General features: G+C 56.4%; 20 protein-coding genes. 12 read left to right on the forward strand and 8 right to left on the reverse strand.

The window, feature by feature from the left end; all coding sequences use genetic code 11:
• On the forward strand, positions 1–1,095 hold a 1,095-nt coding region (locus ACIQ5B_RS05335; RefSeq protein ID WP_397598123.1), incomplete at its 5' end, for a bile acid:sodium symporter family protein.
• Positions 1,096–1,110: 15 nt separating this feature from the next.
• Here ACIQ5B_RS05335 and ACIQ5B_RS05340 read toward each other — a convergent pair.
• Both ACIQ5B_RS05340 and ACIQ5B_RS05345 read right to left on the reverse strand, forming a co-directional pair.
• Positions 1,111–3,609 (reverse strand): ABC transporter permease, encoded by a 2,499-nt coding sequence (locus ACIQ5B_RS05340; RefSeq protein ID WP_397598124.1) that lies wholly within the window; start codon positions 3,607–3,609, stop codon positions 1,111–1,113.
• The gene (locus ACIQ5B_RS05345; protein ID WP_395627831.1) at positions 3,606–4,289 is read right to left on the reverse strand and encodes an ABC transporter ATP-binding protein; all 684 of its coding nucleotides are present in this window, start codon (positions 4,287–4,289) and stop codon (positions 3,606–3,608) included. The genes ACIQ5B_RS05340 and ACIQ5B_RS05345 overlap by 4 nt, the downstream gene beginning before the upstream one ends.
• A 30-nt stretch (positions 4,290–4,319) precedes the next feature.
• On the opposite strand from ACIQ5B_RS05345, the gene ACIQ5B_RS05350 reads away from it, so the two are divergent.
• From ACIQ5B_RS05350 to ACIQ5B_RS05375, 6 genes are all read left to right on the forward strand, one after another.
• Entirely contained in the window at positions 4,320–5,027 is a 708-nt protein-coding gene (locus ACIQ5B_RS05350; protein WP_397598125.1) for an arylesterase, read from the forward strand.
• A gap of 81 nt (positions 5,028–5,108) precedes the next feature.
• Positions 5,109–6,314 carry a toxic anion resistance protein gene (locus ACIQ5B_RS05355; RefSeq protein WP_397598126.1) on the forward strand — a complete coding sequence of 402 codons (1,206 nt, stop codon included), beginning with the start codon at positions 5,109–5,111 and terminating at the stop codon, positions 6,312–6,314.
• 100 nt (positions 6,315–6,414) lie between these two features.
• Positions 6,415–7,140, forward strand: coding sequence for a hypothetical protein (locus ACIQ5B_RS05360; RefSeq protein ID WP_397598127.1), 726 nt, complete (start codon positions 6,415–6,417; stop codon positions 7,138–7,140).
• A gap of 61 nt (positions 7,141–7,201) precedes the next feature.
• Positions 7,202–8,302: an aldose epimerase family protein gene (locus tag ACIQ5B_RS05365; RefSeq protein WP_397598128.1), complete on the forward strand. Its 1,101-nt coding sequence runs from the start codon at positions 7,202–7,204 to the stop codon at positions 8,300–8,302.
• 119 nt (positions 8,303–8,421) lie between these two features.
• On the forward strand, positions 8,422–8,829 hold the full coding sequence (locus tag ACIQ5B_RS05370) for a response regulator (protein ID WP_397598129.1): 408 nt from the start codon (positions 8,422–8,424) through the stop codon (positions 8,827–8,829).
• A 56-nt stretch (positions 8,830–8,885) separates the two neighbouring features.
• The gene (locus tag ACIQ5B_RS05375) at positions 8,886–11,528 is read left to right on the forward strand and encodes an ATP-binding protein (RefSeq protein WP_397598130.1); all 2,643 of its coding nucleotides are present in this window, start codon (positions 8,886–8,888) and stop codon (positions 11,526–11,528) included.
• A gap of 41 nt (positions 11,529–11,569) precedes the next feature.
• Here ACIQ5B_RS05375 and ACIQ5B_RS05380 read toward each other — a convergent pair whose 3' ends face one another.
• Together ACIQ5B_RS05380 and ACIQ5B_RS05385 are read right to left on the reverse strand one after the other, a co-directional pair.
• Positions 11,570–12,145, reverse strand: a complete 576-nt coding sequence (locus ACIQ5B_RS05380) for a hypothetical protein (RefSeq protein WP_397598131.1) — start codon at positions 12,143–12,145, stop codon at positions 11,570–11,572.
• A complete protein-coding gene (locus ACIQ5B_RS05385) occupies positions 12,145–13,080 on the reverse strand; it encodes a sterol desaturase family protein (RefSeq protein ID WP_397598132.1) in 936 nt (311 codons plus the stop codon). The genes ACIQ5B_RS05380 and ACIQ5B_RS05385 overlap by 1 nt, the downstream gene beginning before the upstream one ends.
• Positions 13,081–13,170: 90 nt before the next feature.
• Here ACIQ5B_RS05385 and ACIQ5B_RS05390 point away from each other — a divergent pair, with 90 nt between their 5' ends.
• Entirely contained in the window at positions 13,171–14,073 is a 903-nt protein-coding gene (locus ACIQ5B_RS05390; RefSeq protein ID WP_397598133.1) for a LysR family transcriptional regulator, read from the forward strand.
• Positions 14,074–14,097: 24 nt separating this feature from the next.
• On the opposite strand, the gene ACIQ5B_RS05395 is transcribed toward ACIQ5B_RS05390, so the two are convergent.
• From ACIQ5B_RS05395 to ACIQ5B_RS05410, 4 genes are read right to left on the reverse strand one after another with little or no spacing between them, the layout of a single operon-like run.
• Positions 14,098–15,726 (reverse strand): sulfatase-like hydrolase/transferase, encoded by a 1,629-nt coding sequence (locus ACIQ5B_RS05395; protein ID WP_397598134.1) that lies wholly within the window; start codon positions 15,724–15,726, stop codon positions 14,098–14,100.
• Positions 15,723–16,181, reverse strand: coding sequence for a hypothetical protein (locus ACIQ5B_RS05400; RefSeq protein WP_397598135.1), 459 nt, complete (start codon positions 16,179–16,181; stop codon positions 15,723–15,725). The genes ACIQ5B_RS05395 and ACIQ5B_RS05400 overlap by 4 nt, the downstream gene beginning before the upstream one ends.
• On the reverse strand, positions 16,178–16,810 hold the full coding sequence (locus ACIQ5B_RS05405) for a hypothetical protein (protein WP_397598136.1): 633 nt from the start codon (positions 16,808–16,810) through the stop codon (positions 16,178–16,180). The genes ACIQ5B_RS05400 and ACIQ5B_RS05405 overlap by 4 nt, the downstream gene beginning before the upstream one ends.
• 4 nt (positions 16,811–16,814) lie before the next feature.
• Complete coding sequence (locus ACIQ5B_RS05410; protein ID WP_397598137.1) at positions 16,815–17,108, reverse strand: hypothetical protein; 294 nt, start codon at positions 17,106–17,108, stop codon at positions 16,815–16,817.
• Positions 17,109–17,207: 99 nt separating this feature from the next.
• On the opposite strand from ACIQ5B_RS05410, the gene ACIQ5B_RS05415 reads away from it, so the two are divergent.
• From ACIQ5B_RS05415 to ACIQ5B_RS05430, 4 genes are all read left to right on the forward strand, one after another.
• Positions 17,208–17,828 (forward strand): TetR/AcrR family transcriptional regulator, encoded by a 621-nt coding sequence (locus ACIQ5B_RS05415; RefSeq protein WP_397598138.1) that lies wholly within the window; start codon positions 17,208–17,210, stop codon positions 17,826–17,828.
• Complete coding sequence (locus ACIQ5B_RS05420; protein ID WP_397598139.1) at positions 17,825–18,742, forward strand: formylglycine-generating enzyme family protein; 918 nt, start codon at positions 17,825–17,827, stop codon at positions 18,740–18,742. Before ACIQ5B_RS05415 ends, ACIQ5B_RS05420 begins: the two co-directional genes overlap by 4 nt.
• A gap of 59 nt (positions 18,743–18,801) precedes the next feature.
• Entirely contained in the window at positions 18,802–19,692 is an 891-nt protein-coding gene (locus ACIQ5B_RS05425) for a haloalkane dehalogenase (protein ID WP_397598140.1), read from the forward strand.
• 2 nt (positions 19,693–19,694) lie between these two features.
• The coding region (locus ACIQ5B_RS05430; RefSeq protein WP_397598141.1) for an alpha/beta fold hydrolase at positions 19,695–20,104 on the forward strand (410 nt) is incomplete at its 3' end.

A 20,104-nucleotide genomic window follows, 5' to 3' on the forward strand; every position in this document is an offset into this window, starting at 1 on the left:
GAAATGGGCCTTTTGGAAGGTCTTCATGGTAGCCACATGCCACCAGATTCTCGCGGGCCCTTAACCCAATATGTGTTGCGGCGCAACATCGCTGGTGTTGCAATAGGCGATTGTTCAGGTCAAAGCATCGCCATGTTTGCCCGTATCTTTGCTGACCGCTTCGTTCTTTTGCTGCTTGGCACGATATTGCTGGCAAGCTTCCTCCCCGTGCGTGGGGCGGCTGCCAATGTTGCGGCCATGATCTCGTCCGCGGCGATTTTCGTGCTCTTTTTCCTGAATGGTGTCCGGTTGCCGCGGCAAGAGGTTGTCAACGGCGTGCGCAACTGGCGGCTGCAGGGCACGATTTTCCTGTTTGTATTTGGGGTAATGTCCGCCGCCGGATTAATACTGTCGCATATTTTCGACAATGTCCTACCGGCCACGCTGGCGCTCGGAATATTGTTCACCGGCATTTTGCCATCAACGGTGCAGTCGGCCGCTGCCTATTGCGCATTGGCCAAAGGCAATGTTGCCGCATCGGTGGTGGCAGCCGCGTTGATTAACCTTGTCGGTGTGGTCCTTTCGCCCGTGCTGTTCGCTGTGCTGGCGCATGTGGGCGAAGGCAGCGTGTCGGGTGAAGCGGTGGGACGGATTGCGCTGATCTTGTTGCTGCCCTTTGCGCTTGGCCAGATGATGCAGCGTTGGTTCAAGCCTTGGGTCGATGGGCACAAATCGCTCGCGACATGGATGGACCGCGTGTCGATTGCGATTGCCGTCTATGTTGCATTTTCAGGTGCAGTGGTTGCGGGTATCTGGAGCATTGTGCGCGGCGATGAACTGGCGTGGTTGGCAGTGGCGCTTTCGATCATGCTGGTCATCGGTTTTGGCGGCGCGTGGGTGCTGGGCGGGATCATGAAACTGCCACGCGGTGACCGGATTACCATGCTGTTTTCAGGCGGACAGAAAAGCATCGCCATTGGCGCGCCGCTGGCCGCAACGATATTTCCACCAGCGATTGCTGGCATGGTGCTGTTACCGACGCTGGCGTACCATATGGCGCAGTTGATATTGTCGGCGCCTATGGCGACGCATTTGGCTGCGGACAAAAAACCGTAGTTCTACGGTGAATATTTAGAGGCTCCTGAGCGCCTCCGAAGGACGCGCGGCCAATATTGGCAATGAGCCGACCATGCCGAGTATGAATGTCAGCCCAGCGCCCCCGACCAACGTTAGCATTAATATGCCATAATCGGGCGCGAAGCTGAAATCGAAGATGTGCACGACGACATAATATGCGGCGCCCATGCCAAGCGCGAGGGACAGCAATCCGAGCACCACGGCCAAGATGCCATATTCCATCGCCTGTGCGCCCAATATCTGGCTGCGTGTGCCGCCCAGCATCTTGGTAATCACCGCGTCATAGATACGTGATTGGCGCGCAGCGGCGATGGCACCGACGAGAACAGCGATACCCGCCAATATCGCGATGGACGCGGCCGCCGCGATGGCTTGCGCCATTTGGCTGAGCAAATTGGTGATTTGCGCCGTCACCTCGCCAACCTCAATCAGGGAGGATGAGGGGAAGGCGGGCGGTAAGGATTTGGCCAAGACGCGCTCGGCGTCCTTTGACACCGTCAGGGTCGCCACCATATTGTGCGGCGCGGCGTCGAGGCTGCCGGGTGAGAAGACCATCACATAATTGAGGCCGAAATTCTCCCAATTGACCGTGCGCAGTGACGCAATTTTGGCAGGAACTTCGACGCCAAGCAGACTGACGGTCAGGCTATCGCCAATGCCAACATTCAGGACCTCAGCGATTTCGGCATCAAGGCTGACCAAAGCTGGTCCATTATAATCGGCTGGCCACCACTCGCCCTCTACGAGCTCGCTGCCTTTTGGAATATCGGCGCTGTAGGTCAGGCCACGGTCGCCATTTAGCACCCATGCGCCTTCCGGCAGTTCTTCCAATTGATCGACGCGTTGGCCGCCATATTCGATGATCGTGCCACGCAGCGCGGGGATGAGGTTGATCGTGGCGGCAGGGTCTGCGTCCTTGACCATACGCGTGAACGTGCCAGCGCCGTCGCGCGGGATATCGAGCACGAAAAAGCTTGGTGCGCGTTCGGGGACGCTGTTCTTGATTTCGTTATTTATGCTGGTCTGAATCGCCGCGAGTGTGACGAACAAGGTCAGCCCAAGGCCCAAGGCGACAACGAGCGCCTGCGTCTGCGCGCCTGGCCTATGCAAGTTGGCGAGGGCCAACCGGGGCAGTGGGGCCTTTGGACGGGGCAGGCGGATGGCAACGAAGCGCAGCAGGAATGCGATGCCGGTGAGCAAAAGCAACAGGCCGAATGCCGCTCCAATGAACGCAAGCGAGAACATCGGCTCGCGTGCTGTGACAACCGCCAGCGCCACGATTGCGGAAATCGCGCCAACCACCCAGATGCTGCTTTTGCGGTCTATACGGCTATTGCCTTCGACGATCGCGCGGAACAGCCCGGCTGCGGGCACCGTGCGGGCACGCGCAAGCGGGGGTAGGGCGAAGGCCAACGCAATGAGCAAGCCGTAGATAGCGCTGATCGCCAAGGGGAGCGGATGCACATTGAAGCCCGGCGCAACGGGCAGGATGTCGCCTGCAACCCAGCCAATCGCCATCGGCATGACGCTGCCGACGCCAAGACCAACCAATATCGCGACAGATGCGACCGCAAGAATTTGCAGCATATAAATGCGGAATATCGTCTGGCTGTCCGCGCCCGTGACCTTCAATGTCGCGATGCTTGCGCGTTTGCTGGCGAGATAGCTGCCGACGCCATTGCCGACGCCAATACCGGCGATCACCAATGCGGCGAGGCCGACCAAAGTCAGGAATTGCCCCATGCGCTCAATGAAGCGCCGTGTTCCCGGCGCGCCGTTTGACCGGTCGGTAATATCCCAGCCTGCGGAGGGGAATTGGGCCTCAAGCGCTTTGGCGACGGCTGCCGCATCCTCTTGCGGGGCAAGCTTGATGCGATATTTGCTCTCATACATGCTGCCCGGCTGGATGAGTCCGGTGTCCGGCAGCGACGCCATGTTGATGATGGCGACTGGCCCAAGAGTGAAGCCTTCACCCAAGCGGTCGGGTTCTTCCGCAATGATGCCGGCAACCTTGAACGTTGCTTCGCCAAAACGGACGGTGCCGCCCGTTGCGATATCAAGCCGTTCGGACAAGGTTGGCCCGATGTAAATCTCACCCTTTGCGGGAGCTTTGGCCGAACCGCCCTCGCGCAATGTGAGCGCGCCATAATGCGGATAGACGTTGTCGATGGCCTTGAGTTCCGCGAGCAGGCTATCGTTACCAATCGCCATTGCGCGCAAGCGGATGGTTTCGGAAACCGCACCCGCCTTGCGCATCGCCGCCATTTCCGCGGCGTTCGCCTCGCGTTGTGCAATGCCAATCTCAATATCCCCGCCCAGGATCGTCTGGCCGCGGCGTGAAAGCTCGTCCGAAATCCCGGCCGTCAGGCTGCCAATAGCCGCCAATGTTGCGACGCCCAGAAACAGGCAAATCGCAAGCAGCCGCAACCCGCGAATGCGTGCGGACAGATCACGGCGCGATATGCGCCAAATGGCGGCGAGGGGTAGGCTCAACCCACACGCTCCACCACATGGCCGTCTTGCATCACAATCACACGGTCACATTTGCGTGCGAGTTCCGGGTCATGCGTGATAATCAGCAGCGTTGCCCCCAATGCTGCACGGCGGGCGAATAACAGATCGACAATCGACGTGCCGGTCGATCCGTCGAGATTGCCCGTCGGCTCGTCGGCAAATATGATTTTGGGGCCAGCGGCCATGGCGCGGGCGATGGCAACGCGTTGCTGCTCGCCGCCCGACAGTTGCGATGGATAATGGGTCAACCGATGCCCAAGGCCGACCGCTTCCAACTCGGCCTTTGCGCGGCCGAATGGATCATCCATCCCCGCCAGTTCCATCGGGATGGCGACATTTTCGAGCGCGGTCATCGTTGGCAACAAATGAAACGCCTGCAGCACAATGCCGATACGCCCGCGCCGTGCGCGTGCCAGCGCGTCTTCATCCAGTTTCGTAAAGTCGAGGCCGTCGACCAGAACAGTGCCGCCAGTGGCTTGCTCAAGCCCCGCGAGCACCGCCATGAGTGAGGACTTGCCCGAGCCCGATGGGCCAAGCAATGCAACGCTGCTGTCATACGGCACCTCAAGGTCGACGCCGCGTAAAATCGACACCTCGGCATCGTTGGAACCAAGGCTGAGGGTGACATTTGCCGCACGGATTGCCATATCCGTTTTCATGTTAACCGGAGCGTGCAAGGAAGCATCCTTATGAATAGAGGTTTTTGGCTATATGGTGCGCTTATTGTCGCAATCCAAGGGCTGGTTGCATGCGGGTCTAACCCTGTAGCGGAAAATAAGGCGCAAGCGCAGGAAACGGCGAAGGTTCAGGCATATGACCGGCTGGTCGTGGCCTTTGGGGACAGCCTTTACGCAGGCTACAGGCTTGCCCCCAATGAAGGGCTCGCGCCGCAATTGCAGGCGGCGTTGCAGGCCGATGGCATAAATGCCCGGGTTCACAATGCTGGCGTATCAGGCGACACAACAGCGGCGGGAAAAACGCGGCTGGCATTTGTGCTGGATAATCTGGAGCGCAAGCCGGATCTGGTTGTGCTTGGCCTTGGCGGGAACGATATGTTGCGCGGTATCAAGCCTGCAGAAACCAAGGCAAATATGGTCGCGATGCTGGACGAGCTTAAGCGGCGCGACATTCCCGTTCTTCTGACTGGCATGTTAGCGGCGCCGAACCTGGGTCAAGATTATGGCAATGCGTTCAATGCGATATTCCCACAACTCGCGAAGCAATATGACGCGCCTTTATATCCATTTTTCCTCGAAGGCGTAGTGACCGATGGCGCGCTGATGCTGCCCGATAACATCCACCCCAATGCGAAAGGGGTGTCGCGGGTTGTCGAAGGATTATCGCCGCTGGTCGAAGCTGCTTTGAAGGAACAAGGTGGCGCTGTATTAGAAAAATAATACAGCTTTGGCGCTAAGTGCTTGAAATGGTCAGGCACGCGCTCCATCTGTTGTTCTATAGAATTACTGAGGGATTTAGCGATGTCGACTGAAACCGTTACCCAAACCGTACCAGAGCTGAAGCTGACTCCGCCCGACCCCGTGCCAACCGTCGCGCCGCAACAGGCGATGGGCTTGGTTCCGGTGACCGATGAACAGCAAAGCAAGCTTGCGCAGCGCGTTGAAGCCTATGTCGCTGACTTGGTCGCGCAGGATGTGAACAGCCCGGAATTCGGCAAGCGCGTGGACCAATTGACCAACATGGGCCGCAAGGAAATTATGGAAGCATCGGCACAGTCGAACCGTTTCCTCGACAAGCCCATTCGCCGCATGGATGAAAGTTCCGGCGTCGGCGCGGATCTCGCCGAATTGCGCCGCGTTGTTGAAGATCTGGACCCGTCCAAAAAGGGCAATCTGATGACCAAGCAAAAGCTGTTTGGCATCATCCCATTCGGCAACAAGCTGCGCAATTATTTCGACAGCTATCAAAGTTCGCAAACGCATATCAGTTCGGTTCTCGCGCGTCTTGGCAATGGCAAGGACGAGCTGTTGATGGATAATGCCGCGATCGACGTTGAGCGGCAGAATCTGTGGGTTGCCATGGGCAAGCTGGAACAGATGATTGTCATGTCCAAGCAGTTGGACACGAAATTGGAAGAAAAAGCCGCTGATCTTGAACTGTCCGACCCTGCCAAAGCGCGTGCGATAAAGGAAAGCGCGTTGTTCTATGTGCGCCAACGTACGCAAGATTTGCTGACGCAAATGGCGGTGACGGTGCAGGGTTATCTCGCGCTCGATCTGGTCAAAAAGAACAATGTCGAACTGGTCAAAGGTGTCGACCGCGCATCGACCACCACCGTTGGCGCATTGCGCACGGCGGTTACCGTGGCGCAGGCGATGACCAACCAGCGGCTCGTTTTGGACCAGATTACCGCGCTCAACACGACGACCGCGAACATCATCGACAGCACCGGTCAGTTGCTGCGCGACAATACGGGCCGTATTCATGAACAAGCCGCCGGCGCCACCATCCCGTTGGAAACGTTGAGCCGTGCGTTCCAGAATATCTACGACACGATGGACGCCATCGACACTTTCAAGATGAAGGCGCTCGACAGCATGAAGCAAACGTCCGAAGCGCTTGAGAAGGAAGTCGAAAAGTCCAAGGGCTATATCGCGCGGGCCGAAGGGCAGGCGCAGGCAACCCAGTCTGTGCAGGACAGCGGTTTGCTGTCACTTGAGGCATAATGACGATATATTACCGTAGCCCTGAGCCCGTCGAAGGGCGCTTGTCGGCTGGACGTACTTCGACAGGCTCAGCACTACGGTTTGCACATCAAGGTACAATATGAATAGCCCTGCATCCAATTCCGACGACATCCTTAACGGCGCGGCACGGTCGCTGCGCAATGTCCGCTTTGCCCCCATCGGGACAAAGTCGCAGGCGCTGCGCCGCGCACATTTCTGGAGCAAAGTCAGCAAGGCCACAATGGCGGTTGGTGCTGTATTAATTGGCGCAGGCATCATCGGCGGCATTATTGGCGGCATCGGTTTTTGGGGCGTGATGATCACCGCCCTGCTGGTGACAACCGTAGCCTATGTCCTGATGCGCTTTCCGCAAATGCCGATGCCCACGGCGGAGAGCCTGAAGATCACCGATCTGGGCACATTGGCGGGAAAAACAGAGATTTGGCTTGAGGCGCAGCGCCCTGCATTGCCCGCGCCTGCGGTGTCGTTGATGCAAGATATCGGGCTTCGCTTGGACCAGCTTGCGCCGCAACTGCAAACGCTTGACGATAATGACCCTGCGGCCCGTGAAGTCCGGAAACTTGTGGGGGAACATCTGCCCGAGCTGATTAACGGCTATAAGCGCATTCCTGATAGCCTTCGGCACAAAGAGCATGCCGGAAAGACACCCGCGCAGCAGCTGGTCGATGGCCTGAAGACCATTGACCGCGAAATCGAAACGATGACGGGGCAGATTTCGCGCGGTGAACTCGACAAATTGGCGGTGCGTGGCCGGTATCTTGAAATACGCTACGATAACGCCGCCGAAAACGGCCAGGCTGTGTAATCCCGCAATAATGTAAACACGGGTCGCTATCGATTGCCCACGACATGCACAGGAAAACGGCGTGACCCAACCCAGCTTACAGCGTGACATTTTTGGAACGCTGGCCAGTGGTGAAGCTGTCCACGCGGTGACGCTGACCAATGCCGCCGGCATGTCGGTCCGGATTATCAGCTACGGTGCGTCTATCCAATCGGTCTGTGTGCCCGACGCCAACGGTCACTTTGCGGACGTCACAACGGGCTATGCCGAGATTGCGGAATATGTCGCGCAGCGGCAATATTTCGGCGCGACCGTCGGCCGGGTCGCCAACCGTATCGCCGGTGCGCGTTTTGAACTTGATGGCAAGGTTTACAGCGTTCCCGCCAATGACGGCACGCATTCGCTGCACGGCGGCGATGTCGGGTTCGACAAGATGAACTGGACGATCACGGATTGTGATGAAGAGGCGTTATCGGTGACGCTGTCGCATATTAGCCCCGATGGTGATCAGGGATATCCGGGCAAATTGACCGTTACCGCAACCTATCAATTGCACCCCGACAATGCGCTGTCGGTGCATTACGAAGCCGTCACCGACGCGCCGACCTGCGTGAACCTGACGAACCATGCTTATTGGAATTTGGGGGGCGAGGGGGCTGCCTATGATGCGATGGACCATGTGCTGACGATCGACGCCGAACAATTTCTGCCGGTTGACGCGACGCTGATCCCTACGGGAGAACGCCGCAGCGTTGTTGCAACGCCATTTGATTTTCGTGAGCCCATGCCCATCAGTAGATATGTCCGCAGCAACGCCGACATTCAACTGACCCATGGCGGCGGATATGACCATAATTGGGTGGTTGATGAGGCGGTCGCGGGCGAACCCCGATTGATGGCATATTTGAAAGATCCAGTGTCCGGTCGGACGATGACGTTGCTGTCCAACCAGCCGGGGCTGCAGTTTTATTCTGGCAATTTCTTTGACGGAACGACAGCGGGCAAGGCAAGCAAAAGCTATCGGGTCGGCGATGCGATTGCGCTTGAGCCGCAAATGTTTCCGGACGCACTCAACCAACCCTCTTTTGCGTCAATTGTTCTCCGTCCAGGGCAAGTCTATTCGAATGTGATCATGTGGCGTTTCGGCATCGGTCGGGTGTTTTCTCCGAATATCAACGGGTAAACAAAGGAAATCCTAAAATGTGAGGGGCAGTTGCGCTGCGATGCCTGCTTTTAGATGTAATACAGGTTGAAATCAGCTATGCATATCCACTAGCAGAATATGCATAGTTGGGATGCTTCATGAATTCACTGCTGAAAGGGGTTGGTGCCCAACCATTTCTCTCGTCCTCAAGCATTTTGCTTATCGATGACGAGCACGAAATTCTGCCCGAATATCAGGAGTTTTTCGAACTCGCGGGGTTTAGAACCTTCACCTGTGCTGATCCCGTACAAGGCATGGCTATGATTCTGGAAATGCCGGATATTGCGGTTGTCATCACCGACCTGCGCATGGCGCATCTGGATGGCATCAGCATGATTAATGGCGTGCGCGCTGCCCTTCCGGAAGGACGTCATGTTAACTTCATGATTCTGACGGGCGACGCCAGCACGCAGCTAGGCGATGATTTGGCAGACATTCCCATCTTTCTGAAGCCAGCGGACACGGACGCATTGGTCGCGGCTATCCGCACGGTATTGGCGTGTTGAGCCGCCGCTGGACCGGATTCCCGGCGATCCGGGATATTCCCAAAACAGAATTTCTGATGGCCCTATTGCTCGGTGCTACAGGGCTTTTTCTGAATATTTTCGAGCTCAAGCTTGGCTGGGGCACGAACTTTTTACTCGGCAACGCGCTGGTATATGTGTTTATACGCGTGTTGGCTCCGCAGTCGCTGGTACTTGCGGTTTCGGTGTCAAGCATCGGGTCGATCATCTTGTGGAACCACCCATGGGGTTGGATCGTGTCGGCATGCGAAGCGGTGTTTATCGCCCTTGTTGCGCCCCGCTCATCGCCAGTACGCAGCGTCGTTCTTTACTGGATAGTGGCAGGCGCGCCGTTATTGTTCTTATTCTATGGCGGCATCCTGAAACTGGATCAGCTGTCGGTTGCCCTCGTGGTCGCAAAGCAAATCGCCAACGGAATATTGAACGTTGTTATTGGTGAGATCATCTATGTTGCCATTTTGAGCCGAAATCCGTTCGGAAAATTCGGGCATTGGCCAAAGCTCATGGTTGAATGCTTTACGGTCATGTTATTCATGGGAACGGTGCTGATCCCGGCGACGGTGTATATGGCGCTGGAGAGGCCGTCGCGTGAACGTGCCGCGATGGAAGAGGTTAACCGAAATGTTGAAACGCGTATGCGCGTCGCGGACGCGAAGTTGAGTGCATGGGTCGATTCACGAACTATGCTGCTGCGCGGCTATGCAGATAATGGTGAGCTGCCCCGCGGCCAGTCCGAGGCGCGTTTGCCGAAGGAATTTGCGGCTGAATTTCAGAAAATTGCTTTCTTGGCCCCCAATCAAAGCCTGGCGGAGTTTGTATCGGCGGAAGGCGGCTCGGTTATCGGAGCAACGTCGGCCAAAGCCGATCTATCGCCTTCAACGGACAAGCGGGCGCGCTTGGTCGCGTTAAATCTTGGGCCAGCGCGATCGAATGTCGATTTTGCATTGGTCGTTCCGCATGTTCGAAACGGCCAAGCGGACGATATTGTCGCCATATTACGTCCGAAAACCTTGCATGATCTTGTCGAAAAACCCGGCCAGCACGGCATGGACAATATCTTTTTCATCAGTCCTGCCCAAGGGACATTCGCGCTGACGCATGTCACCGCACATGTGCGCACTCTTGTCGGTTCCATGTCCCAAAGTCAGCAGGCGACGGCTTTTACAAAACCCGTTCTTTTAAGTGACGTCGATTATGATCGTGCAATCACGTCCGATCTGCGTGACACGCAAATCGTTCGTCTGAACCCCATCGCTGCTCTACCGCAATGGCAGGTCGCTTCAGTGCTTCCGCTTGAACCGGCGGTTCTGAAAGCGCGCGCGGTACAACTGCTGCATTTTCTTGCGGTCATCACGTTCGTTTTTCTGATTGGGCTGGTGGCATCGCATATGAGTTTGAAGGCCTCGAATGTGTTGCGGCGTGTGTCGCAGGCAGCCGCAGACCTTACGCAGTTTGGGAGAGCACAAACTGCGTCCGACCACATATTTATTGAGGAAGTTAGCGAGATTTCGGGAACGATAGCGATGGCAGCTGCTTCGTTTGGTCGTGAGCGTGGAGCGCTGGCTAGCTATCAACGCCGGCTGAACAGCATCGCGCAGCATGCTCCGATCATCGTCTATGCCGTTGACGTCGCGAATGGCGAAGGGACGGACATGACCTATATCAGCCGGTCACTTGAACAAATGCTGGGCTATTCGACGGCAGAAGGTTTGGCGGAAAAATGGTGGAGCAGCTCCATTCATCCGGACGACTATGAGTATTGCATGGATGCGTTTAGACATTTGGAGCCGGGAAAAGTGTATGCGGCTGAATATCGCCTCCGGCACAAAAATGGCCACTATGTCTGGGTATATGACACGCTATCTGTGGAGCCCACGGCGCAGGGTGCAGAGCAAGAAGCCGTTGGCATCATCATGGATATTTCCGAACGGAAGGCATCTGAGGATCAGCTTTTGCAATCGGACAAGATGGCAAGCCTTGGCCGGATGATTTCTGGTACCGCGCATGAGTTAAACCAGCCGTTGAACTTTATCAAAATGGCAGCATCAAACCTGCGTGAAAACGCGGTGCGGGGGCGCTTGGACGCGGAAAAGTTCATTCCCAAGCTTGAAAATGTTCTGGCGCAGGTCGAACGTGCCTCTGCCATATTGCTGCAAATGCGGATATTTGGCCGGACGTCGAAGGAAGCACCGTCCGCGATCAATATTCAACATACGGTTGAAGCGGCCATCTTAATGGCCGAACCACAGATGGAGCTCGATGGGACACAACTGGTTACCGAAGTGAAAGCATCCGACATCTACGTCCGGGCGTTGCCCGTGATGCTGGAGCAGGTTCTTTTGAACCTGTTCATCAATGCTAATGATGCCATTCATAGTCGGCATGATGCCGGCGATAGCGCAGAAGGTGAAATAAAAATCACCATTGATCGCAATGACCGATCGGCGGTGATCACTGTGGCGGACAACGGCCCCGGTATCCCCCCAGATGTCTTGCCCAAGATATTCGAGCCCTTCTTTACGACTAAGCCACCCAAGCAAGGCACTGGGCTTGGACTATCGATAAGCTATGGCATCATCCGCGACATGGGCGGCGTTTTGCGCGCCAAATCGAGCCGTAAAGGCGCACGGTTCATTATCGAACTGCCACTGGCCGATGCCATAGCAACCGAGGCCGCTTGAACCCGTCTGAGGTTTGGAGCTAAAAAGCAATGGCTCATGGATTAGTTCACGTCCCGTTCGGTGGACATCAAACCTTTGGCGAGTGCAGCCAGCGCCAAGGCTATGAGCACATGATATATGTGCCAGGCCACAGCCTCATCAAGCCACGCCGCGCGCCGAATGAACAACGTATTTGCAAGCATCACGGCGCAACCAATTGGCACAAGCCACGTCCGCCCCGACGGGCCGGGTCGCACGATTGAGGCAAGAAATACGAGCACTAACGCCAATAGGAAAACAGGGCCGAGCAGCGGTTGCGCGAACAAAAAGATCGCGGTCGCGGCGCACAGGGTGAGTGCGATTATCGATATTGTGTGTCTATCCGCGGGGCGGAACAGATAGCTGGATAATATGGCCACGGCACCCGCAAGGCCCAACAATTGAGACGCACCCGCATGCAAAGCGGCGAGCGCATCCTGCAAACCAGCCCCAAAACGCACCACGCCGATGAAGGCCGTAACGCCAAAGCAGGCCATTGCAAATGCCGGTAAATGTCGGCCATTTCGCCAAAGCGCATTGCCAGCAAAAATCGTGACCAACACAATGGCGGCGTCGGATAATGCGTAATGGGCGGGCATCAGACGCTCGTCACGGATTCTGACGTATTGCTATTGGGGAGCAAACCAGCCTCCCGTTTAATGTCTTCGGATGTCAATCGTGAGCCATCATGGCTCCACCCTGGCGGCGCAAAAATGTAACAAAACCGCTGCCACAGGCTCAGCCCGCGCTGCGACGCATCCTGCACTATCCCGACATATTCGTGGGTTAAAATTGTGAATGGATTAAACGTCTCAAGATTTTTGACCAAGCCATAGTCCACCGGGACGGCGCGATCTTCCTCGACAAATGTGCCAAACATACGATCCCAGATGATCAACGTACCGGCGAAATTCGCATCCAGATATTCTGGATTGCGGCCATGGTGCACCCTGTGGTGGCTCGGCGTATTGAAGATATATTCAAACCACCGTGGCAAACGGTCCACGGTTTCGGTGTGGAGGAAGAATTGGTAGGTTGCGTTAAGGATCCCGCAAAAAACAACCAATACCGGATCAAAGCCGATTAAAATCAGCGGAATTTTGAGCATCATCGTTCCGGTAAAGTGCTTCATCCAACTTTGGCGCAGCGCAATGGGCATGTTGAAATTGGTGGATGAATGATGGACCACATGCATGGCCCAGCCCCAACGGACGCGGTGGCATATGCGATGGTGCACGTAAAATCGCAGATCATCGAGCACGAAGCACAATAAGAACGATCCCCATGTGATCGGTATTTCGCCAATGGCAAAGGGCGCCGCTGCAAATAAAGCAGCGGTGGTGATGAACGCAAAGATGGCATTTACCGGGTCACTTGCGAGCCCCAGAAATATGGACAGCAAGGAGTCTTTTGCCGGGACGTTGCCCTTACGTTTGAGGAAGCGAATGGCACCCAGTTCAAACAAAATGCCCAGCCCAAAAACAGTAAGCGATATGATGACCCAATTTTGGTTGATGAGCTGAGTAACTGTCACAAAATTCTCCCCCGCGATTAATAGGAGGAATAGTCTGGTCGGTGATTTAAAAAATTGAATAATAAATACATATTATGTAATTATTGGAACATGAATATAAATTTGAACAGACTGTCCCGGTTCGTCGCGGTTTATCGCCACAAGAGTTTCAGCCGCGCCGCCAGCGAGCTTGGCATGACGCATTCGGCACTGACAAAATCGGTGCAGCTGCTTGAACAAGAATTGGGCGCTGAATTGTTCAACCGGACCACGCGCAGCGTCGTCCCCACCGATGCAGGCAACCGTCTTGCGCAAAGGGCTGAGGAACTTTTGGCGCTAGCAGACCAAATTGGCGATGAGGTCTTAACCGGAAGCCGACATCTTCGGCTGATTGCGGGGCCTGCGGTGATCGAAGCATCATTGGCGCCAGCACTTGCTGCATTTTACAAGTCACATCCGAACATCCGCGTGACGGCGGAAACCCTTCCTCTCGACATGGCCGCAGCACGGTTGCGCCAACGGGAAGCGGACTTGCTGCTTTTCCATTCAACGACCGTCAGCGCCATTCCCGAAAAGCGGTTGTTTCAGATAAGCAGGATAATCGACGAGCCCTATGTCGCGGTTATGCGTCAGGATCATCCCGCGTTGCACCGCGACTTTAGCATTGATGAGATGTTGCGATATAAATGGGCCATTCCGGGCTATGGGAAAATCTACCGCTCTGCCATTCCAACCGACATAGAAGAAAAATATCGCAACGCCGGCTTCCCGCATTACCGCGTTCTCAGTCTCGTCTCGTGCTTGGCGTTGGTTGCCGAAAGCGACATGATTACATTATTGCCTGCCTCGTTCGCCCATAGGGATGCACGTGCGCTCAACCTGACGGTCGTGCCGATGCACCCAAGCTATGCGGCACGCTATGACGTAAGCGCAATCACGCTCAAAAATGGTGGGCCTGCCCCTGTGCTGGATGCATTGAAAAACGCTTTTGCGACACAGGCCGGGATAGGCTGAGTTTCGGCCAACATCAGCGCGTGATCAGTTGGCCCAATAGACATATTCCTGATCTTTTTTCCATGCGGCATTCAACGGAACATCGATCCGGATCGCGCCTTCAAGCAAGCCGGGCCAAAGGGGCTTGGGCAAACCGGCATTTTGCGCCTCAATTAACTTGCGCAGTTCCGCGACGCGCGCCGGATCCTTGGCCGCCAAGTTGACTTGCTCGGTGGGATCGGTGGCGAGGTTGAACAGCCACACCTTGTTGGGACGTTCGGAAACCTGCAATTTCCAGTCGCCTGCGCGCACCACGCGGTAATGCCCCGAACGCCAGAAGGTCACTTCGCGTTTTGGTCCGGTACCAAGCAGGTTGAAGCTGTCCATTTTGCGATCGGTGGGGATGCGCGCACCCGTTGCCGCGGCAATGGTTGCGAACATATCAAGGTGCTGCGCGACATCGTTGCGAACCGTCCCCGGCGCAATCTTACCCGGCCAGCGCATCATCATTGGTACATGAATGCCGCCTTCGAAGAAGGTACCTTTATAGCCGCGATAGGGCGTGTTGTGATCCTTGATACCAGTATACCACGCCCCGCCATTGTCGCTGGTAAAGATAACAAGCGTGTTGTCGTCGAGCCCGGTGTCCTTCAACTTTTGCAGCACGTCGCCAATCCGCCGGTCAAGCTGACGCATCATCGCGCCATAGACGCGCTGGGTATGGTCCTTAATCTGCGGCAGCGCGTCATAGTCTGATTTTAGCGCCTGTAGCGGCGTATGCGGCGCATTATAGGCGAGGTACATGAAGAAGGGCCGGTTCTTGTTCGCGTCAATTGCGGCCAGCGCATTGTCGGTGAAATAGTCGGTCAGGTGGCCTTTGGGCCGGAAGCGCGCACTGTTCCCCCAATAGACCGCATAGGGCAGGTTCGCCCATAAAAAGCGGTCTATCGGGTCCCATGGCAGCTTTGCATTGACGACCTGCGGGTCGTCTTCGGCCATAAACAAATCGCCGCCCGCGCGCATGCCCAGGCTTTCGTCAAAGCCCTGTGACGTGGGCCGCAATGGTTTGGCTTCACCCAGATGCCATTTGCCGATGTGGATATTGTGATAGCCCTGCGCTTTCAGTATTTCGGGCAACATGATTTCCGCATTGGGCACACCCATATCGGCATAGGCCGGCAGGTCGCGGTTCAGTTCTTCATGATAGATGGTTGGATAGGGTGAGTTCCCTCCATTATGCGCCAGATTTGAGGCAAATGCCGCTGGAATAGAGGTAAATTCAAAACCGAACCGTGTCGGATAACGCCCCGTCATCAACGCTGCGCGCGAAGGCGAGCAGGTGGCGTTCGCGGCATAGCCATTGGCAAAGCTGACGCCCTGTTTGGCAATGGAATCGATATTGGGGGTCGGCACCGCGCCACCGGCAACCCCGCCACCGTACAACGAAATGTCATTCACGCCCAAATCGTCTGCCACAATCAGGATGACGTTGGGCGGACGTTGGCCAGAGGGTGCGACCGCAGGACCCTGTGCCCATGCAATGGGACGGTTTTCGCCAATCGGTTCGCGCCATTCGCTGATGATACCGGGAATGTAGATTTTATATTGCTGAAAACCCAAATAGCCCGCGCCGATCAACAGCGCCAATGCCCCGATCCATGTCCATTTTTTCATTTTGGGCTCTCCGGTTGGGTTTTGCTTGATCGCCGCACGGATAGCCACAGAAACAATAATATTATCGGTAGCGAAATCAGGCTGGCATAATGTTCGGGCGGGTGATGGCCGCTGACGGGCACATGCTTTATCCAGCCCGACCAGCTCAGCAACACGCGCTCGATCAGAGACACCAAAAGGAACAGCGGCACGAGCGCGCGATAGCGCAGTGCGACCAAGAGGGTGACGATGCCGTGCGCAATCTGCGTCGCGCCCGCCCAGGCAAACATGCCGAAAATCATCGTTGGATTGTGGCTGAGGTCAAGCCCTGCAATCACGCCCGCACCGCCATCAGGCAGGAAGCTGTGGATCATCCCCGGCACGATCCAGCCAATGCCATATAATGCCAAAAACCACGCAGAATAACGTGATCCACGATAATGGATATTTGTACTGGGTGGCAGGAAAGCGTTCATCCGTTAACCGTCAGGACGGTGAGATGTGCAAGCGCCGCAGCAAGCGCCAAGATGAGGGCAACCGTAACGCGCGGGCTGACGTAGAACGACACGACCCGCTGCGTCGGGAATGAAAATGTCGCAAGCGTACCCAGCAGCTTATCGGGATGGCCCTCCATAAACGCGGGGTCCATCACCAGTTTTATCATGTCGCGGCGGCTGCGGTAACGCATGAGGCCAAAGATCGTCCAATCGGGATCCGCCTCGGTATTCCAAGCATCAATATATCCGCCAACCTTGCGTCCGACCATGCCGGGATGGCCGCCATTGCGGAACAGAGCCGGCATGAAGCGTTGCGAATAGCGCTTCAGCAGATCAAAGCCTTGAACCATTTGCCCGGTTTTGGGGTCCTCAACTTGCTCCATCTGCGCTTTAACCAGATTGAGCATGACAAACTCGCGGCCGTCATCGGCTTCAAGGAACGCCCGCATAACCTGCTGGCTATTTCCAGTGCCTTCGAAACGCCCCGCCATTTGCGCAAGAAACGCATCAATTTCGGCAGGTTTCAGTGGGCCTGACCAATTGTCATACCAGAGCCGAAATAGCCCATAAGCGAGCAACGCGGTTCCCCAGATTATCCATGCTGTCATGGCTCTAACTAACCTTCTTTTTGGCGCGCTCGGCATCGCGCCGCGCTTTTGCTGCCTCTTGGCAGGCGGGTGACGTCTTTTTGATATTTTTGATAAGGCAGGCGCGGACGTTTTCGCGGCTAAAAGTCGCCAACTCTGCGGAGCAGTATTTACGGATATCGGGCATGCACGCTTGGCGCACATTGTCTTGCGCCGCCAGCGGTGCAGTTGACAGCAGCAGCGCGGGCGCCGCCAAAATGAAGACTGCTTTTGACATCCTTGTCTTTTCCTTCACCCAGTTATCTTTTGCGTCCCGCAACGAAGCGGCGGAATATTATTGGCATTAATTGTGCCAAAATATATTTGCAATCGCTTTTGTCGCTTGCGCCAGCGGCCGTTTGCCGCAAAACATGCCCGCATGACCAACGCATCGCACAAAATGACATCACGCGCAGAAGCGCCGCTGGCCGATGGCCGGCGGGAACGCAGCCGGTCGAGCCGATCGAAGATAGTCGCGGCGATGGTCGATTTGGTCGGCAAGGGCGATGTTGCACCCAGCGCCGCGCGTGTTGCGGAGGTCGCTGGTGTTGGGCTCCGCTCGGTTTTCCGACATTTTGACGATATGGACGAGCTGTACCGCGAAATGGGGGAGGTGATTGCGGCGCAGGTGATGCCCATCATCCTCGAACCGCCCATCGGCGCTAGCTGGAAGGAAAAGCTGTTCGACATCGCTGACCGGCGGGCAGTGGTTTTCGAAACCATCCTGCCTTACCGGATTTCGGCCAATCTCAAACGATTTCAATCGCCCTATTTGATGCAGGATTATCGCCGGATGCTGCAGCTCGAATCCGCCACGACCGAGGCGCATTTGCCGGCGGCGGTGAAGGCCGATGTGGCGGGTACCCGCAGTCTCAACGTCATATTGAGTTTCCAGACATGGCGATTGTTAAGGCATGATCAGGAACTGCCTTTTGAGGATGCCAAGGCTGTCGTGCGGCGTTTGCTGAGCGATGCCATGTCCGGCATGCCAGAGGAATGATGCAGCGCTTTGGTCTCGTTCTCGGTCTGCTGCTGCTGTTGTCTGGCTGCGGCGATGCAGATGTGCCGCCCGAAACAATATGCACCGGCTTGCCAGACAATGAAATGGTCTGGGTCCCGGGTGGCAGCTTTGTGATGGGGGACGATCCGCATTATGCAGAGGAAGGTCCGCCGCAGACGGTGGCTGTTGAGGGGTTCTGGATCGACACACATGAAGTGACCAACGCCCAATTCGCGGCCTTTGTAAAAGCGACCGGTTACAAAACCATATCGGAGCGCGATCCGCCCAAGCTGCCCGGTGCGCCGCCAGAAATGCTGGTCCCGGGTTCTGCCGTGTTCAATATCCCCTCGGACGACGACCCGCGTTGGTGGCGCTGGGTAGTGGGGGCGCACTGGCGAAATCCCTCCGGCCCGAAAGAGTCCATCGTTGGTCGCGACAACGAACCCGTTGTCCAGATCGCCTATCAGGACGCAGAGGCCTATGCGCGTTGGGCGGGCAAGGAATTGCCGAGCGAGGCGCAGTGGGAATATGCTGCACGCGGCGGCGCGGTGGCCTTGCCGGAACCGGTTGATGCGAAGGGCCAGGCGCAAGCGAATTATTACCAAGGCGTCTTCCCGGTCAAAAACCTGAATACCGACGGCTATGTCGGTCGCGCGCCGGTGGGTTGTTTCAAACCGAACGGATACGGTCTGTACGATATGATCGGCAATGTCTGGGAATGGACGCGCAGCAGCGGATCGCGCGCCGATGCCAGCGAACCGGTTAATATCATAAAAGGCGGATCCTATCTCTGCGCGGCCAATTATTGCGCGCGCTATCGTCCCGCCGCGCGCCAGTTTCAGGAACGCGGATTAGGCACCGACCATATCGGGTTTCGGTTGGTTGATACGAAGAAGGCTGGGCCAGCGTCTTGACCCGCCATTGATAATATGACACCGTAAGTGCCAATATCACCAATTTTAGGGATGAATCCATGAAAGTCCTACGCACACCCGATAGCGCCTTTGCCGCAATCGACGATTTCCCGTTTGCGCCAAATTATGTGGAGATTACCGATCCCTCGGACGGCACGCCATTGCGTGTGCATTATGTGGATGAAGGGCCACGCGATGCGCCGGTGGTGCTGATGATGCATGGGGAGCCAAGCTGGAGCTATCTGTACCGTCACATGATCGGTCCGGTCGTCGCGGCGGGCTTTCGCGTTGTCGCGCCTGACCTGATCGGCTTTGGCAAATCGGACAAGCCTACGAAAAAAACCGACTATAGCTATGCACGCCATGTTGGCTGGATGCGCCAGTGGATTGAGGCGCTTGACCTGAACAATATGACGCTGGTCTGTCAGGATTGGGGATCGCTGATCGGGCTGCGCCTTGTCGCGGAAATGCCGGATCGCTTTGCCAGTGTTGTGCTGTCCAATGGCGGCTTGCCCGAAGGCGGCCCGCCACCGCGCGCTTTTGCTATCTGGCGCGCCTTTTCCAAATGGAGCCCGTTTTTCCCCATCGGCAGGATCGTCAACGCCGGGGCAAAGCGCGCGCTCAGCGCGGCTGAGATCGCCGCTTATGATGCGCCGTTCCCGGACAGCCGCTACAAGGCCGGTGCGCGGATATTCCCGAGCTTCGTTCCGTTCGAGAACAATGTCGCGATCCCCGACCAGAAACGTGCGTGGGAAGTGTTTGAGAAATGGAACAAGCCATTCCTGTGCTGCTTCAGCGACGGCGATCCCGTCACGCGCGGGGGCGAGAGCCGTTTCATCGGCCGCGTTCCCGGTACTGCCGGGCAGCCGCATTGCACGTTGAAGGGCGGTCACTTCATTCAGGAAAATGATCCGCAAGGCTTTGTCGACTGCATCCTGAAAGTGCGATAGTCATGCAGGTCCTGCGCACGCCCGAGGCCGCTTTCGCCGACCTTCCGGACTATCCGTTTGCGGCACATTATGTTGAGGTTGAAACGCAGGGCACGCCAGCCTTGCGGTTGCATTATGTCGATGAAGGCCCCCGCGACGCTGCGCCGATCCTGCTGCTGCATGGCGAGCCGACTTGGTCTTATCTCTACCGCAAATTTGTACCACCGCTCGCCGCCGCGGGGCACCGCGTGCTGGCACCGGATTTGATTGGCTTTGGCAAGTCTGACAAGCCGGCCAGCCGTGACGATTATAGCTATGAACGCCATGTCGCGTGGATGAGCGACTGGCTGACGCAGCTTGATCTCAACAACATCACATTATTCTGTCAGGATTGGGGCGGGTTGATCGGACTGCGGTTGGTTGCGGCTTTTCC

This window comes from Sphingorhabdus sp., assembly GCF_044374345.1.
GTDB lineage: Bacteria > Pseudomonadota > Alphaproteobacteria > Sphingomonadales > Sphingomonadaceae > Sphingorhabdus_B.